This window comes from Wolbachia endosymbiont (group A) of Barypeithes pellucidus (genome assembly GCF_964030885.1).
Lineage (GTDB): Bacteria > Pseudomonadota > Alphaproteobacteria > Rickettsiales > Anaplasmataceae > Wolbachia.
In genome coordinates this window covers 634,312-652,202 of sequence record NZ_OZ034985.1, presented here as the reverse complement: position 1 = coordinate 652,202, position 17,891 = coordinate 634,312, and the positions used below count along the sequence as shown (strand labels likewise).

The 17,891-nt window shown below is 35.3% G+C and carries 13 protein-coding genes and 5 pseudogenes; 7 read left to right on the top strand and 11 right to left on the bottom strand.

Annotation, left to right across the window (positions count from 1 at the left end):
* Positions 1–8: 8 nt before the first annotated feature.
* The 6 genes and pseudogenes from ACQH1X_RS03465 to ACQH1X_RS03440 all read left to right on the top strand — a co-directional run.
* Entirely contained in the window at positions 9–1,508 is a 1,500-nt protein-coding gene (locus tag ACQH1X_RS03465) for a TomO hydrophobic C-terminal domain-containing protein (protein ID WP_425386658.1), read from the top strand.
* Positions 1,509–1,599: 91 nt separating this feature from the next.
* Positions 1,600–1,989, top strand: a pseudogene (locus ACQH1X_RS03460) (patatin-like phospholipase family protein); the annotation flags it as partial.
* A 51-nt stretch (positions 1,990–2,040) separates the two neighbouring features.
* Positions 2,041–2,388 (top strand): IS630 transposase-related protein, encoded by a 348-nt coding sequence (locus ACQH1X_RS03455; protein ID WP_425385784.1) that lies wholly within the window; start codon positions 2,041–2,043, stop codon positions 2,386–2,388.
* 10 nt (positions 2,389–2,398) lie between these two features.
* Positions 2,399–2,899: an IS630 family transposase gene (locus ACQH1X_RS03450; RefSeq protein WP_306794344.1), complete on the top strand. Its 501-nt coding sequence runs from the start codon at positions 2,399–2,401 to the stop codon at positions 2,897–2,899.
* Positions 2,900–3,066: 167 nt separating this feature from the next.
* Positions 3,067–3,390 carry a hypothetical protein gene (locus ACQH1X_RS03445; protein ID WP_425386549.1) on the top strand — a complete coding sequence of 108 codons (324 nt, stop codon included), beginning with the start codon at positions 3,067–3,069 and terminating at the stop codon, positions 3,388–3,390.
* 60 nt (positions 3,391–3,450) lie between these two features.
* Positions 3,451–4,134, top strand: a pseudogene (locus tag ACQH1X_RS03440) (IS256-like element ISWpi15 family transposase); the annotation flags it as partial.
* Positions 4,135–4,435: 301 nt separating this feature from the next.
* On the opposite strand, the gene ACQH1X_RS03435 reads toward ACQH1X_RS03440, so the two are convergent.
* Positions 4,436–5,458, bottom strand: a complete 1,023-nt coding sequence (locus ACQH1X_RS03435; RefSeq protein ID WP_425385829.1) for an IS110 family transposase — start codon at positions 5,456–5,458, stop codon at positions 4,436–4,438.
* Between the two features lie 223 nt (positions 5,459–5,681).
* Between ACQH1X_RS03435 and ACQH1X_RS03430 the strand changes: the two are divergent.
* A pseudogene (locus tag ACQH1X_RS03430) lies at positions 5,682–6,227 on the top strand (IS256-like element ISWpi15 family transposase); the annotation flags it as partial.
* A gap of 35 nt (positions 6,228–6,262) precedes the next feature.
* Here the strand turns inward: ACQH1X_RS03430 and ACQH1X_RS03425 are convergent.
* The 10 genes and pseudogenes from ACQH1X_RS03425 to ACQH1X_RS03380 all read right to left on the bottom strand — a co-directional run.
* Positions 6,263–6,637 (bottom strand): annotated as a pseudogene (locus tag ACQH1X_RS03425) (transposase); the annotation flags it as partial.
* 161 nt (positions 6,638–6,798) lie between these two features.
* Positions 6,799–6,937: pseudogene (locus ACQH1X_RS03420) on the bottom strand (IS4-like element ISWosp8 family transposase); the annotation flags it as partial.
* Between the two features lie 240 nt (positions 6,938–7,177).
* Positions 7,178–8,995: an excinuclease ABC subunit UvrC gene (uvrC, locus tag ACQH1X_RS03415; protein ID WP_425386548.1), complete on the bottom strand. Its 1,818-nt coding sequence runs from the start codon at positions 8,993–8,995 to the stop codon at positions 7,178–7,180.
* The gene (glyS, locus tag ACQH1X_RS03410) at positions 8,979–11,096 is read right to left on the bottom strand and encodes a glycine--tRNA ligase subunit beta (RefSeq protein ID WP_425386547.1); all 2,118 of its coding nucleotides are present in this window, start codon (positions 11,094–11,096) and stop codon (positions 8,979–8,981) included. Before glyS ends, uvrC begins: the two co-directional genes overlap by 17 nt.
* A 3-nt stretch (positions 11,097–11,099) precedes the next feature.
* Positions 11,100–11,939, bottom strand: coding sequence for a glycine--tRNA ligase subunit alpha (locus tag ACQH1X_RS03405; protein WP_419247415.1), 840 nt, complete (start codon positions 11,937–11,939; stop codon positions 11,100–11,102).
* 44 nt (positions 11,940–11,983) lie between these two features.
* Positions 11,984–12,742, bottom strand: coding sequence for a phosphatidylglycerophosphatase (locus tag ACQH1X_RS03400; protein WP_425386546.1), 759 nt, complete (start codon positions 12,740–12,742; stop codon positions 11,984–11,986).
* Between the two features lie 683 nt (positions 12,743–13,425).
* Positions 13,426–14,424: a porphobilinogen synthase gene (hemB, locus tag ACQH1X_RS03395; RefSeq protein WP_425386545.1), complete on the bottom strand. Its 999-nt coding sequence runs from the start codon at positions 14,422–14,424 to the stop codon at positions 13,426–13,428.
* Positions 14,417–15,442 (bottom strand): NADH-quinone oxidoreductase subunit NuoH, encoded by a 1,026-nt coding sequence (nuoH, locus tag ACQH1X_RS03390; protein ID WP_425386544.1) that lies wholly within the window; start codon positions 15,440–15,442, stop codon positions 14,417–14,419. Before nuoH ends, hemB begins: the two co-directional genes overlap by 8 nt.
* On the bottom strand, positions 15,426–17,474 hold the full coding sequence (nuoG, locus tag ACQH1X_RS03385) for an NADH-quinone oxidoreductase subunit NuoG (RefSeq protein ID WP_425386543.1): 2,049 nt from the start codon (positions 17,472–17,474) through the stop codon (positions 15,426–15,428). Before nuoG ends, nuoH begins: the two co-directional genes overlap by 17 nt.
* A 2-nt stretch (positions 17,475–17,476) precedes the next feature.
* Positions 17,477–17,692, bottom strand: coding sequence for a hypothetical protein (locus ACQH1X_RS03380; protein WP_265025693.1), 216 nt, complete (start codon positions 17,690–17,692; stop codon positions 17,477–17,479).
* Positions 17,693–17,891 lie beyond the last annotated feature (199 nt).

Here is a 17,891-nt window from a genome sequence, read left to right as displayed (position 1 = left end):
TGGCACTTATGAAGAAAAAGAGTAATAAACTTAATGGAGGTTCTTCTTCTACCGCAGCTATCTCAACGTTAACAATAGCTGAAGTTTCTTCAACAAATTCATCTTTAGGTGATCATAGCAATAATAATGTACAAATCGCAGTGCAGAGTGATGAGAATCAGCAAATGAATTCTGAAAAAGCTGGTAGCAGTAACACTCCAGGAATTCCTGAACAAATACTTGTACCAAGTAATGAAAAAGAGCTTGTAGCAAGTACAGGTTACGGTATGGGAGATGTCATTACCAAAACAGGAAATGCAGGAGATTTGCGTGTTGCAACTTTGGGTGCTCAACAGGTTGTTCCTCGTGGAGGGACTGTTAGTACTATTGAAGCATTAAAGAATTTGCCTAACAACAGAACAATTAAAATTTTTCTCCTTAATGGTCAGAGTGTTGCTCAAATTTTTAAAAAGTCTGATCGAGAGGTCGAATTTTCTTTCTCTAATGGTAATACCTATGAACTTAATTTGCATTTGATCAATGAAGAAAGTCTAAAAGTGCTATTTAATAAAGAAAATTCAGTTCTAGCTAATGCTATTAATGATTTTTCTACTGTTAAAATGCCAATTTTAGAACAAAAAAGTGGTAAGAATGAACAAGCTCCTATTCAATTAGCTGGACATGTAATACGAGAGGATTCCATACAAGTAGTACAGCCGAAAAGTTTAGTAAATATTAGGGATAATAATGTTCAACTTGTAAACGAAAGTGATCAACCAATTCAGAATGATAATGTAGTAGCTTCTATTAGTAGCGATGATAATCGTAGTGATTCAAGTAAAATTCAGTTAGATGAATCACGAACTGGTAGCGATCAAGTATCCAATCAATCTACCGGACATATAACAAAAATGGATAATGAGCAAGCTCCTCTCAGTGAGGGTAATTCTAAGCTTGAAAGTGATCAACAAGATCCACAACCAGAAGTTTTACCTATAGTGCTCAATGGCAATCCTAATAATATAGCTGTTACAAATGAAAATGTTAAAACGCCAATTCTAGAACAAAAAAGTGATACCAAAACCAACAACAAGCAGTCTACGAATCCAAACAATGTAGGTGTTACTGCACCATCTGTTCAACCAGCTCCACCTAAAAGTGTAGATAAGAATAGTGGTAAAGAAGATACACAATCAAAATCAACAGGGGTACATTTAGTAGCTAGTAAAAACCCTAAACGAGTAAATAATGCTCAAGGTAACAGCAAACAACCTAGTTACAACCCTGCTCCACAAAATGCAAAAAGTAAGTTGCCTGTGATAGCTGCTTCTATGTTAGCAATAACTGGAGTTGCTACAGGGATAGCTATTGCAGTTTACTTGGAAATGCTAATGGTAGGAATAGCAGTTGGAGCTTGTTGTCTGGTTGCTGCTGCAATCATATACTATTGTAATAAACCTTTAAATTCACTTGAAGGAAGTAGTGTTGATAAATTTACAGATGGGGCTTATTACACAACGGTAAATTAAGGAATAAATATTATAGTTTACCATTTAATAATTTATTATCATTATGTTAATTATCATAAAATAAGAACCAAAGCCTGATTTAAAATGCGTACTCGATAAATACTTCTGCGAAAGTACTATTGCTGATGTTTCAAGTAATCTACTGCTTACCAGTTATGATATACACAACAACTGTCCATTTTTCCTTAAAAGTTGGAGAGAAAACAGGAATTTCATCAAGTTAAAAGATGCACTCAGAGCAACAATAGCAGCACCAACTTATTTCTCCCCTAAATACTTAAAAATCAATCAAGAGGAAAGAATGTTGATAGATGGCGGGGTGTTTGCCAATAATCCTGCGGCTTGCGCATATGCGAGTGGTAAGAGGTTATTTCCTAATGATGATATTGTACTGTTATCGATAGGTACTGGAAGAACAGATAGAAGCATAGAGTATGTTAATTCAAGAAGATTTGGAAAAATAGGCTGGATAAAACCACTATAGTATTTCCCAAAGTAAATGATAAAGGTATAATAAGGTATTTGGGTTATAATGGCGTATAGTGTGGATTTAAGAGAAAAGGCAATATCGATGATAGGAAAAGGGAAGAAGAAGGTTGAGGTGGCAGAGCTTCTGGAGATAGGAATAGCAACTTTGTACCGCTGGTTAAAAAAGAAAGCTGCTGGTGAAAGCCTCAAGCCATCTAAAAACGGCAGCTTTATTCGAAAAATAGACCCAAAAATACTCGAAGAATATGTTACAAAGAATCCAGATCATACTCTGGCAGAGATGAAACAAAATCTTGGATTTGGAATAAATTCAATTTGGTATAGACTAAAACAGCTAAAAATTACTTTAAAAAAAAGTCACACTATATCAAGAGCGCAATCAAGAAGATAGGCAGCAGTTTATTGATAAAATCTCAAAAATAGACCATTCCAGCATCTTATATATAGATGAAGCAGGAGTTGATAATAAATTATACCGAGAATATGGACGTGCTCCAAGAGGAAAGAAAATTTATGCAGATATTCCAGGGAGAACTCGAGAGAGAATCAGTATAGTAGCCGGGTGGATTGGAATGAGATTTATTGCACCAATGACTTTCAAAGGTGGGTGTGACAAAGAGGTATTCAATATATGGTTGGAGAAGATGTTATTACCTAAATTGCCACTTGGCACAACCATAGTTATGGATAATGCTACATTTCATAAGACCACTAAAACAAAATCATTAATAGAGTCTTTTGGCTGTCATGTGCTGTATCTTCCAACATATTCACCAGATTTGAATCCCATAGAACACTGTTGGCATACCATCAAAAGCCGCCTCAGACCTCTAATGTATAAATGTACAGACTTACAACTTTTGGTTGGTAATACCATAATGGAAATTTATCATTCATTTTAGAAAATACTATAGTAGATGAATATAAAGACCATGGATGGATATTTAGTTTTAAATACAAAGGCACCACTTATAACGTAAGATGCAAGGACTTTTCAGAAGAAGAAAAATTTCAATTTATCAAAGACATTAAGAACTCTCATGAATCGCTCGTTAGTGAATGTGATGGATTGGGGAATGAGAATACAACTTTATTGATTTACGTTGATGAAAATAAGGAGATAAGTCGAATGTATTTTCAAAACTCCGACAAAAATATATTCAAACAGCTAGATAAGACATTTATAAGCAGAAGTAACCCTGAAGAAGAGGTGGAAAAATCAAATGAAGTAGAACAAAGTAATGTAGAAGAAGAAAAAAGTAACCAGCAAGACACTCAGCAACCCAGTAATTTCTTATCCAATATTTTTTCAACAATTAAATCCATTATTGATTCTATCTCATCACTCTTTTCATGGTTATTTGAGTCTAAAGAGGAAAATCGGGAGTGTTAAATAAACTGTGTCAAACCGAAAAAAAGTAATAAATTGATATAAAAAAATGGAGGTTTGACAATGAGTCAGAAAGTAGTAAACAGAACTACCGGTTTGGTAGATTATAAAGAATTAGAAACAAATATCCTGTCGTCTATACGAGAAGGAAGACCGTTGACAGGAAGAGATGGAGCATTAACACCGTTTATAAAAAAGTTGCTGGAGGTAAGCCTGGAAGGTGAAATAGAAAACCACTTGTCGGCTAAAAGCGAAGAGAATAATCGAAGAAATGGGAGAAATGCAAAAACTTTACGTACAAGTGCAGAGCTATTAACACCAAGAGATAGAGAAGGAAGTTTCGAACCACAAATAGTCAAAAAAAGGCAAACAAACTTACATCCAGAGCTTGAAACGAAGATTTTGAGCACATTTGCCAGTGGTATGGGCTATAGAGATATAGTGTCACATGTTGAGGAAATTTATGATCACAAAATATCGGCGGCAGAGATATCAAGTATTACTGACAAATTGCTACCAGTAATCAACGAATGGCGTAGTCGCCCGCTGCAGTCTGTATATCCGATAGTTTTCATGGATGGCATGTTTTTTAAAGTCAAAGAGGACGGGCATTGCGTAAGTAAATGCATGTATAACATATTAGGCATAGATCAAAATGGCAAAAAAGAAGTATTAGGTTTTTATTTGGCTGAAAGTGAAGGAGCTAACTTCTGGTTGGGAGTGCTAAATGACCTCAAAGAAAGAGGAGATACCGTCTCGCCAGTCAACAAGAAAATTACAAAAATTGAATCTAAATTGCCTAAGTTATATTGTGAAATCAAAAAATACTGCCAATTCCCGTCCTGTGTAGCGGTATACAGATTGTAGTTGTATTAAACAAGAGCCTGATATTAGTTTTGACTACCTCAATTCTTCTGTCAGTTAATTCTTGTCTGTCAGATTAAATCTTGTCTTTTACACTTATCAACATATACACTAACCAACTACATTCAATAAATTTGTGTAAGATACCATTTTACATAAGATAGAATGGAAGCATTTTTCGATTTTAAATTACTAAAGCTTCAGTCAATCTCCTAGTCCTGTAGCTTTTGATATGGTCAGGATTAAAAGCCTTTTTTGATTTTAAAATACCAAAAACAATATGAAGCAACTTACGCATTGCAGCACCAACAATGGCCATATTATGCTTGCCTTTTTCTTTTAATCTCTTGCAAAAAGTCATAATAATAGGATTGTGATTTTTAGCTACTATAGCAGGAAAATACATGGCCTTACGTAGTGTTCGTGAACCTGATTTACTTAATCTGGGCTTGGCATATACAGATGAACCTGATGTTATATTTCGTGGTATAGTTCCAGCGTATGCTGCCAATTGTCTGGCATTTATAAAAGCCTTTGTGTCAGGAATTTCAGCTAAAATAGCTATTGCTGATTCCTCTCCTATTCCTGGAATAGTCAATAAGAGTTGAAAGTTTTCCAACAACTCTTTGTGCTGTTTTAATAGTTCACGTATGGAGTTTTTTATTGTTTCTATTGATTGTTCTATGTTCACTGCAAGGTTTTCCCAAGCATTTGCAACTTCTTCAGGCAGTCTCTCCTTCTTTTCTAAATGATTATTTACGAATGTTAATCCATCTTTTAACGCAACCGAGCAACGATAAAGATGTTTTAATTTTTTCATTTCAGGAGAAGGTGGTGTCCAACGAGTAGGTTCCTGTCTTTGGCAATAATCAGCAATAATTTCTGCATCGGTCTGATCATTCTTTTGTCTTACAAGCTTACTCCTCGCATAAGATTTAATACAATAAGGATTTACAACACTTACAAAATGTCCAGCATTGTGTAGAAATTCAGCCAAAGCTTCACTATAACAACCGGTAGCTTCCATACAAGCTTTCACTTGCTCTACGTTATGTTTTTGTAGAAAGCTCTGCAGACCTTGAAACCCATTATCATCGTTCTTAAAGCTTCTTTTCCTAGTTTCACGTTTTCCTTTTTTACTTATAAATGAGAGAAAAACATCAAAGCGATCTTTTGATACATCTATTCCCAGAAAGTTGTTGATCATATATAACCCCATACGTTACTATTTAAAATGAAAAGTAAGGCTAACCTTGTGAATACAGAATTAGAACCATTTAGGTTTTTCTACGATACCGTCCAGCCTATACTTTTGAGAAGGGAATTCTTATCTCCTCTACAGATTTTATATCTAAGAAGAAGCACAGAGTTCCTCCCTTCTCCACCTAATGCTTAAGCTTAAAACATTAGATGCTTTTGACAAGATACAAGTAGAAGATATCCTTATTGCCTGCGTTGATGGGCTAAAAAGCTTTCCTGCAGCTATAAACAGTGTCTTTCCTAATGCGGAAGTGCAGATGTGTATAGTGCATCAGATACGCAACTCACTGAAGTATGTGGCCAGTAAAGATGCGAAGAGTTTTTTGAGCGATTTAAAGAAGGTATATCAAGCTTCAAGCAAGGAAATTGCCGAGAATTATCTGTTGGAATTGGATGAAAAATGGGGCACAAAGTACCCTATGGTTATAAAATCTTGGCAGAATAATTGGGAAAACTTGTCTGGTTATTTTAAGTATTCTGGTCCAGTTAGGAGGATAATCTACACCACCAATCCCATAGAGGGGCTACATAGGCAAATTAGGAAATTCACTAAGACCAAAGGCTCATTTACCAGCATAAATGCCTTGTATAAGCAGGTATATTGTGCTATAAAGAAGGCAGAGGAAAAGTGGACGATGCCTGTACATGATTGGGCATTAACTATCTCTCAACTTGATGTTTTCTTTCCTGGCAGATTGAAAATTGAGTCGAACTAAAAATGCGGTTTGACACAGTTTATTTAACACTCCCTATCTCTGTAGCCCATACCACTGGCAAATGTGCTCAAAATCTTCGTTTCAAGCTCTGGATGTAAGTTTGTTTGCCTTTTTTTGACTATTTGTGGTTCGAAACTTCCTTCTCTATCTCTTGGTGTTAATAGCTCTGCACTTGTACGTAAAGTTTTTGCATTTCTCCCATTTCTTCGATTATTCTCTTCGCTTTTAGCCGACAAGTGGTTTTCTATTTCACCTTCCAGGCTTACCTCCAGCAACTTTTTTATAAACGGTGTTAATGCTCCATCTCTTCCTGTCAACGGTCTTCCTTCTCGTATAGACGACAGGATATTTGTTTCTAATTCTTTATAATCTACCAAACCGGTAGTTCTGTTTACTACTTTCTGACTCATTGTCAAACCTCCATTTTTTTATATCAATTTATTACTTTTTTTTCGGTTTGACACAGTTTATTTAACACTCCCTAGGAAAAACATTCCTCTATTCAAATCTTTTCGTCATGCTGTTGATTCTGCTTTCCTATAATACGTTCGGACTATTATGAGATATGCTATAACTTTAAAATCATAGAAAATACTGTCGTAAAAGGAAGTTTTCTTGTTCGTGTGAAACTCAACACAATGGATTCTCTGAAAAGCTTTCGAGTATATTATATTTTTAATTTGTAGAATAAGATTTTTTCCTTTCTGCATGTTTCGTCTAAAAAGGACACATTTTAAACTTTTTTATAGAAACAACAGCGTTTTTTTTCACTCTTTAGATAATTTAATGAGAAAAAATTTAGAGAGAAATTTTACACACTATCGCTTATATTTTTCCTTAAGTTGACGCCATTGCGTGAACGGTTACGTTTTAACAGAGTAGCTTCTCAATGAAGAGATTCTGAGGAAAAGTGTATGAATATCTGCTTTAACAATAAAACGGGTTTGGTGTTATTCCAGTACTCCTCTCTTATAATTCACGTGTTTAAGAATGACTTCTGCTAAACCTTTACTAATTCCATGTACGTTTTGAATTTCAACCAGAGAAGCTTTGCTTATATTTTTCACTGAACCAAAATAAGACATCAACGCTTTTTTTCTTTTGTTGCCAATGCCGGGTATTTTGCTTAATTGTGAAACTATAAACTGTTTATCGCGTTTTTTTCTATGTGAAGTTATCGCAAAGCGGTGGGCTTCATTACGCAGCGATTGTAAGTAAAGCATGACTTTGCTGTCATTTGCCAGACTGAATTCTTCCCTGCCCAGCATATAAAATCTTTCATTTCCTGCGTTACGATCAGGACCTTTTGCCATACAAGCAAAAGGAACGTTTATATTCAATACTTCCAGTACATTCTGTACTATGGAAACATGTCCTGGTCCACCATCAATCAGTAAAAAATCAGGTATTATGCCTTTTATATTGCCGGAGAAACGTCTGGTTAGCACTTCCCTCATCATTTTATAGTCATCGCCTGAAAATTTTTCCTTTATAGTAAATTTTCTGTACTCACTTTTTAAAAAACCCTCCTGCCCTGCAACAACCATTACACCAATTTGTTGGTTTCCAAATATATGGCTATTGTCATAAACCTCAATACGCTTTGGAATGTTTGGTAACAAGAAGATTTTGCTAAGCTCTTCAAGCTTTTCTAGGTTATTTCTATAATCGATAAGCTTCTGCTCTAAGCTATGCTGAGAGTTATCATAAACAAATTTCAATAAATCACGCTCTTTTTTATTCTTTGCATGCAGAACTTTTACTGGCTTTTGAGCAACCTTATATAGTGCTTGTTCTATAATTTCCTTATCCACAATAGAATCTGGAACGTAAATTTGTATTGGAGGTATGTTAGCTGAATTATAAAAATTGACCAAAAAGGTGGATAAAATTTCATCATTTGAGTGATCACCACAGTTCTCGGCAAAGTAAGGAGTGCTGCCGTAGTTGTCTTTATTTCTGAACGATAACACACTAATACATGCTAGATCCTCTTCACGTACAATACTGAAGAAATCTGCATCTTTTTCAAAAGAAAAATCCGTGTGCTGCATTTGAATTTGCTCAAGAAACTTTACCCGATCTCTATATATAGCAGCAAGCTCATAGTTTTCTTCACTGCTGCACTTTCTCATTGTGAAAAGTAACTGTTCTTTCACTTCCTTATTTCTTCCAAGCAATGTATTTCGTGCCTGTTTTACTGATTGGCAGTAGTCGTCTTTTGTGATTTTGTTTATGCATGGTGCTGAGCAGCGCTTAATTTGATACTCAATACATGGTCTTTTTGTTGAGGAAAAGTATTGATCTGAACATACTCTCAAGAGAAAAGCTCTTTGCAATGATAATATAGTTTGCTTAACAGCAGCGACAGATGTAAAGGGACCATAATAATGAAACTCATTCTTCTTAAATTTGCCTCTATATTTTGCTATTCTTGGATAATCGTGCTTGGAAATTGTTATATAAGGATAAGATTTTCCATCCTTAAGCACAATATTATAAGGTGGCTTCAACGATTTTATTAACTGTGCTTCAAGAAGCAGTGCTTCGATTTCATTCTCAGTGATGAATATTTCAACCTTAATAACCTGTGAGAGCATAACTCTAATTCGTTCAGAAAGGTTTTCGAATTGAAGGTAGTCGGATAACCTCGACTTCAAGTTTTTTGCTTTACCAATGTATAAAATCTTATTCTTATCTCCAACCATCTTATACACGCCACAGGACTGTGGAGATGATTTGATTTGTTCTTTATATTGCCTGAGCATTTATCCATTGCTTAACCTGTATGAGGTTAAAATCTGCTACTAAATGAAAGACGGAAACTACATTTTCAAGCAAAGATAATCTGTTTCTTCTCAGCTTATCAGAATCACAGTTAATCTTTACACTGTCCATAAACTGATTGATAAACGGAGCAAAACCAGCAAGTTCATCAAGCGCTGCATTAAAGTGGTTATTTTTTATTGCTTGTTTTATGTTTTTACAAGCAGTTATAGCACAATTTGATAGCGCAATTTCTTCATTTTCAATCAAAAATCTCTTACCGTAAGATGCACTATAAGTAGTGCCATCACTTTTCCTTACTTTGCTCATCATGTTACTGACTCTTTTGTAAGTGCTTAGAATCTGTTCACCTTCTGGCGTACTAAGATAACGATCCAATATAACAGTTTGCTTTTCTGCTGTCAGCAGATCATTAATATCGATTTTATATAGTATTGAATCTACGACATCTTGCCTTATATCTCTATTTTTTAAAATAACCTTGAATCTTTCTAAGCAGAATCTAAATACTAGTTCTGAAATTTGTTTTCTATTTGGCTTATCAACTGACGTTGTATTTTTATTAAATAGAAGCCTTGAATATAAAGATACTGACTTGTCTATCATTAGCCTAATTGGAATATGCAAATTATTTTCAAGTATTGTCCTAATTATACCAATTGTCATTCTCCGCAAACCAAACTGATCATACGAACCAGAGATTTTCTCACCTGCTGCAATTAAACCAACTAAGCTATCCACTTTGTCAGCAATTGACACAGCAATTGCTGAAGGGGATTTAGGACATTCCTGCTCTGGCCCGATTGGCTTATAGTGTTCAGTTATAGCTTCCACTATTTCTTTATCTTCGTGAAAATAAGAAGCATAATATCCACCCATTACTCCTTGTAATTCTGGAAACTCTCTTACTATCGATGTTGCCAAATCAGCTTTTGCCAAATATGCAGCACGTTCAACTTTTATCAGCGAAGCATGTGGAATAAATATAGCTATATACTTTGACAGAGCCGTAATACGCTTTACCTTTTCCCCCACACTGCCAAGTGAAGCATGAAATAATATCGAACCTAATTTTTTGACATAATAATCTAGATTTTCCTTTTTATCTTGAGATATTAAAAATTGGGCATCAGCAAGACGTGCTTCTAATATTCTTTCGTGCCCTTTAACAACTTTATCATTGTTGACATTAACAACAGTAACAAAATATGAAATTCTTGGCCCATCACTCAAAGCAAGGTATTTTTGTTGTGTATTAATTATACTAAGTATTACTTCTTTTGGTAATCCGAATGATTTTTCCTGACTCACTTTACCAAATAGTACAATTGGCCATTCTATAAGCCCTGTCAATTCATTTAGTAAATAATCATTTTTCTCAAGTTGTAAATTCTGCTCTTTTGTGAATTTATTAATCTGATCTAGTATAAATTGCTTTCTTTTGTCCATTTGGAGAATTACACTGTTTTTTTCTAGCAATTCACAATAGTCTTTAGGTGCTTTAACAGTTAACGCTGTACCACTTGAGAGAAATCGATGGCCATATGTTGTGTTAGATGCTGTGATCCCTGCAAAAGACACAGGTATTATTTCATCATTTAAAATGCATAAAATGTTTTTAATTGGCCTAACCCACCTTTCTTTTCCTTCGCCCCATCTCATACTTTTTGGCCAAGAGAAATTTTTTAATATTTCTCCTAGTTGATTTTTAAGAAACTCTTGAATGTTAAATGAGCAGCTTTCTCTTTTAATGAAGTAAAAATCCTCATTATTTACTTTTCGAACGAGCAAATCTTCTTCATTTTTCTGATATTTTCTTAAAAAACCTTCGATAGCACTTTTTGGTGCGTTAATGTTTGGTCCCTTAACTTCGTTATTGGAATCCTTTAGCTCCAAAGCATTTATGTTGTCGACAAATAGGGTAATGCGACGTGCCGTTACAAAAACCTCTATAGATGCAAATCTTAAATTGTTTTTATTAAAAGCACTGGTAATATAACTCTTAACTTGAACTGCAGCTGAATTCTGCATTCTCGGTGGTATTTCTTCTGAAAGGCACTCAAATAATAACTGCAACGACATACGCTATTTACTCATGTACAATTCACAACATTTTTTTGTCAGCTCTCTAACTCTACCAATATGCGCTGTACGTTCATTTACACCAAGCACACCTCTTGCATCAAGCAGATTAAGTAGGTGACTAGTTTTAATACATTGGTCATAAGCTGCCATTGGTAGCTCCTTTTCAATAAGGAACTTACACAATTTTTCCGTATCTTCGAATTGCTGCTGTACCACTTTAGTATCATAATAATCTAACGCTAGATAAGAAAATTCATATTCTCTTTGTTTAAAAATATCTCCGTAAGTTACACCATTATCGTTCCAAATTATATCGTAAACATTATCTACACCTTGTATGCACATTGCTAAACGTTCCAACCCATATGCCACCTCACCAGGAATCATCTTGCAGTCAATCCCTCCAACTTGCTGTATATAAGTAAGCTGTGTTACTTCCATTCCATTGCATGTAACTTCCCATCCAAGTCCTGATGCACCAACACTTGGATTTTCCCAATCATCTTCAACAAACTTAATATCATATTTTTCTGTAGATATGCCAAGAGCTTTTAAGCTATCTAAATAGACGTCTTGTAAATTATTACCAGACGGTTTTATTATAACTTGGTATTGATGATGTTGATACAAGCGATTAGGGTTATCGCCATAGCGACCATCTGCTGGCCTAATTACTGGTTGTAGATATGCAATTTTTGTCGGTTTTGTATCAATTGCAGACATAATTGTTGCAGGATGTAATGTGCCAGCACCAACTTCAGATGTGTATGAGTGAAGTATAACACATCCTTCACTAGCCCAAAAATCTTGTAACTTTTTTATTATACTTTGTAAGTTCACACAAATTGCACACTTTTTATACTAAATATATAAATAAATAAGTACTATTCAATATTTATTTTTTTTGCAGCACTATGTAAATAATCACCTAAAACTGCTGAACTTTCCCTCACATACTGAATTATGCTTTTATTTAGGACAATTGCATCATGCATAGTTAAATCGCAGAATATAAATGCTGTTAAATACAGTAAAATCACCGCATAAAATGTGTGAAAAATCCCCTCAAATGTAATTGACATTGCATTATTATAGCTGAGCTGTATTGAACTTATTGGCCATGGTTTTATCACTTCTACGACATTAAAAAATACGTAAGGTATCATAAGAAAAAAGAAAAAGTGCATAAAATCATTAAACCAAAATGGGCATTGAAATATCTGCTTACATATACTCCCATAGAGTTTACTTACAGCATAATAAATTGACATTATTGCTGGCATTGAAAGTGCTACAGTCAGTACTTGCCCTGACGCTATTTGTATTACTATGTCTTCACCACTGTTTGCTGAAGGATCCTGAGCATGAAAAATAAATATTCCAATTAATTGCATTACTAACATAACTATTGCCAATTTTGTAAAAACAGCAGCTACAACTATTCCTGAATTTGGCATTTTATATAGTAAATATTCGCCTCCATATGTAAAAATCAATATAACATCGACAATAAATAATATTAAAAAAGAAGACCAATAGTTCTGCCAACCTGGTAAATATCCTATTCCCAAAAAAGAGCTTACTGTTTTGGCAGGAAAAACCTTGCCCAGCATCTTTCCCAAAAATTCAAAAAAAATCCCCATGCCCTAAGTAACACTTGGCTTATATTATTTATAATACTGTATTGTAACGGACTTATCAATAGACTTCTTGCATAGAAAAAAGGCAAATAGTTATTATAGCTCTAAGTTTACCGACAACCGTTCCTCCCTGTCATCCGAGTAGCCTTCTCTTGTATGGTCCCAGAGTGTGATGGTGTGGGTCTATTATAAATATCAAGCAAATAAAAAAAAGGCAAAAGAAACCCCGGTCACTGTTTATTTTCAGTATTGGCGTTTTTTTAAGTCTTAAACACTGCAATTTAGCTGCTTTTAAGTGCAACTAACCTTAGCTTTAATATTTAAGAAATTTACTAAGCAGAAAAAAAGGCAAAAGATATCCCGTGTTAGCTAGTTGTCACTCTCTAATCCTGCAAATCGGCGTTCTATACTGCCTTAAACGCTTTGTAAGCGCGTTTCAGCTTATATGGGTAAAAACCCAGAAATGTTGTGAAGACATAAGGTGCACATAGTGCAAAAAATTAAAAATAAGACGCCAATCACGTAATACTGTTGTCGTTTAATCTGCACAGATTGAAGATAATAAAATACCTTCAGTTTCATGATAAGGGGGCTGACGGAGTTTGTCAAGTAGGTTTTGCATTTTCATGCTACTTGGATTTTTCTAAATCATAATGTTTGCACAGACGTGCCTTTTAGCCACACTGCTAAACGGATACCAAATTTTTTGCAACATCAAGTGCAGCATAAGTGAATATTGCACTTGCACCCGCACGTTTAAAACCAATCAAAGACTCATAAATCACCTTGTCATAATCTAGCCAGCCATTATTTGCAGCAGCTTTTATCATTGCGTACTCACCGCTTACTTGGTAAGCAAAAATCGGAAAATTAAACTTATCACTTGCTGTTTTGATAATATCTAAATATGGCATACCTGGTTTAATCATAATAAAATCTGCACCTTCATTTATATCCATTTCAATTTCGCACATTGCTTCGCGCGCATTTTTATAATCCATTTGATAACCACTTTTGTCTATAGAATGTGATAGCCCACATGAACCAACGACTTGCCTGAATGGAGCATAGAAGCTAGAGCAGTATTTCACCGCATAAGATAATATTAATACGTCTTGAAAGTTGTTATCATCTAATGATTTTCTGATTCTTCCTATTCTACCATCCATCATGTCAGAAGGAGCAACTATATCACATCCTGCCTTCGCTAAAGCAAGTGCTTGCTTACACAGTACTGATATAGTTTCATCGTTTTCTACATCCACCTGATTATCTTTTAAAATGCCGTCATGGCCATGAATAGTGTATGGATCCAGTGCAACATCTGCAATAACACCAATTTCCGGTACCTTTAATTTTACAGCACAAATTGCTTTGCAGATTAAATTGTCAGAATTATACGCTTCCTCAGCGTTTTCAGATTTTAGTTTACTACCAACTACAGGAAAAATTGCAACAGCATTAATTCCTAAATCTTTAGCTTCCTTAACTATGGACACTAATCCATCTATTGAATAACACTTTACGCCTGGTAAGCCAGAAATTGGTTCAGTTGTTTCTTCTCTGTTATGAACAAACAGAGGAAGAACCAGATCATTTACTGATAAACTATTTTCACTTGTTAAATTGCGAACCCATTTGCTCGAGCGCCTGCGCCTTAACCGTGTGTTTGGAAAATTAAACATTGGATCCAGGCAAATTCCCAGTAAAGAGCAACACCCCTGAAATGAGTATCACCCAAAGCACCGATATTGGTAAAAACACTTTCCAACCAAGGCGCATTAGTTGATCATATCGATAGCGAGGTATTGTTGCTCTAATCCAAATAAATACGAACAAAAGTATAACTATCTTCAAAACGAACCAAATTAAACCTGGAATTTTATAGAGCAAGCTTAATTCTAACGGAGGATACCACCCTCCTAGAAAGAATATCGTCATCATAGCACTTGCTAGAATCATATTTGCATATTCTCCAAGAAAAAAGAGGGCAAAAGGCATGGATGAATATTCAACGTTATATCCAGAGACAAGCTCTGCTTCAGCTTCTGGTAAATCAAATGGGTGACGATTAGTTTCTGCAAGCAAAGAAATAAAAAATATTATTCCTATAGGCATTAGTAGTAAATCAACCCAAAATGGCATATTATGTTTTGCCACTACCATTTCTCCAAGATTTAATGTTCCAGTGGTAATAACGACTGTAGCAACTATTAAGCCTATTGAAACTTCATATGAAATCATCTGAGCAGCCGACCGTATAGCGCCAAGAAATGCATAATTAGAATTGCTTGACCAGCCTGCAATAATTACGCCGTATACTCCCAGCGACGATATAGCTAGCACATAAAGCACTCCAACATTAATATTTGCTATAACCTTAGGAATAACTACTTGCTGGCCATTTTCTACAATTACTTCAGCACCAAACGGTATAACTGCCCAGGCAATTAATGCCAAAATAAAGGTAAGCATTGGAGCCATAATGAACAGTATAGTGCTCGCTCTAAATGGTATTATCGGCTCTTTAATTATCAATTTGATAGCATCTGCGAACGGCTGCAATAACCCAAATGGTCCGACTACACTTGGGCCGTGCCTTAGTTGAATTGCAGCAATAACCTTACGCTCAAAGTATACCAAGTATGCAACTGAAAGTAGTAGCGGTACTAAAACAAATAAAATATTAACTAGCGTGTTCATAAAAAGCCTTAGTACAATCCGCCATTATTTTTGAAGCGCGACTTATTGAATCCGTCATATAAAAATTACACTCCTTTAAAGTAAAAGGTGTATTACTTAAGCTTATTTCACCGCTGCTGATTGGAATCCATTTATTTTTTATCACTTGATCAGCATTTCTAAACTGTGGACCGATAGTATCTAATTTTTTTCTCACGTCAAATAAACTATCATATGGTAAGGAGAGATCCAAATATTGCGAGAGATTTTTAATAATTAACCAATCCTCCTTTGCTTCACCTGGAGGAAATACAGCTAAATTTGTTCTTTGCGCTCGACCTTCAGTGTTTACATAAGTTGCATATTTTTCTGTATATGCAGCACCAGGCAAGATAACATCTGCTACATGTGCACTTTTATCACCATGATGACCTTGATAAATTACAAATGTATTTTCTAATTTTGATGTATCAATTTCATCTGCACCAAGAAGATAAACCACTTCTATTTCACCACTTTCTGCATGTTCCAATATTTGATTAATATCCCTTTCGCCTTTTTTAGAAGCAAACCCAATATCTAGCCCACCAACTCTTGCTGCAGCTTTATGCAGCACATTAAAGCCATTCCAGTCGTCTCTGACCATGTTAAATTTTTCTGCAATTTTGCCAGCTAGAACTAGAACTGATTCAGAATCGTCTCTTATCAACGCATCTTGACCGATAATCAGCATAGGGTTTTGAGCAGCTACCAGCAGCTCACAGAACTTATGATTTCCATTTGCTATTTCACTCAAAATATCAGGATTATCGCCCAATTTCTCAACATGATATAAATATTCAATGTTAGGACCAACACTTGCAACGGGAAAGTTGCCCTGTAAATATCTCTTTCTCAATCTTACGTTAATGATCGGTGCTTCTATCCTTGGATTTGTATTTATAAGCAGACATAAATCTGCATTTTCTATACCTTCAATAGTGGTATTGAACACATATGACCCACGATTACTTGGTATAAGCTTTGCACCATCTTGCCTGCAGTCTATATTTCCCGAGCCGAGCTTCTGCATCACTTCTTTGAGTAGAAGCATAGACTCACAATCTGCTAAATCACCTGCAATTGCAGCTATTTTATTTGATTTTGTATTCTTTAATTTTTTTGCAGCAATAGTCAATGCTTCATTCCAATCAACTGGGGCTAATTTACCATCTTTTTTTACATAAGGTCGATCAAGACGCTGAACTTTTAGTCCATCATAGGCAAAGCGGGTTTTATCTGATATCCATTCTTCATTTACCTCTTCGCTCAGTCTTGGTAATATTCGCATAACTTCCAGGCCACGATAATCAACTCTAATGCTACTTCCCACAGCATCTAGCACATCTATAGTCTCACAATGTGATAGCTCCCATGGACGCGCTGTAAAGGAGTAAGGCTTTGAAGTTAAAGCCCCTACCGGGCAGAGATCTATGATATTTCCAGATAATTCAGAACTAATATGCCTTTTTATGTAAGTGCTAATCTCTACATTTTCTCCCCTTCCGATTCCTCCAAGTTCATTTGTACCTGCAACATCAGACAAAAATCTAACACACCGAGTGCAATGAATGCATCGATTCATCGCAGTCTCAATCAGTGGTCCGAAGTGTTTTTTTTGCACAGCCCTCTTATGCTCATCAAGTCTGCTGTTTCCTTTCCCATAAGCCATCGTGATATCTTGCAAATCGCATTCACCACCTTGATCGCAAATTGGGCAATCAAGCGGGTGGTTAATTAGCAAAAACTCAAGCACACCTTCACGTGCTTTTTTAACCTTAGGGGTATCAGTGTGAATAACCATCCCTTCTGCAACTGGCATTGCACAAGAGGCTACTGGTTTTGGAGGTCCACCCTCCACTTCAACCAAACACATTCTGCAGTTACCAGCAATTGCTAAACGCTCATGATAACAAAAACGTGGAATTTCAACGCCCACAATTTCACAAGCTTGAATTATAGTGAGCCCATGCTCTACTTCACATTCCTTAGAATTAATAGTAACTTTAACCACAACTATTGTACAGCTTCCCACTTTATAGGATTGCCGCTTACCTCATCTTCAACCAAATTGCCGTTGTCATATTGAGCAGACATATAATTCATGCGCGAGTCACGATCTATATATCTAACAGGTTTTACCGGTTTATCTTTATACATTTTTTGCTCGGCTTTCTTACGCTGAGTAGGGTTATTTTTACTAGCTGTCTTTGCTTTCCCACCTACTGCCATATAAACTCCTAAAAACTTTTCACTCTATTTTAACACTTAAGTATATAGCGTCAATATTTAATAACTTTAAAATTTCAATAGATCTCTTATTATAATCATTGTTTAAATAAAAAGTTACTCCTTGATATCATTCCAGTGCTTGACCAGAAAAAAAGAAATATGTATCAGCTACTTTCATTTACTGCGCCTCGAAAATAAA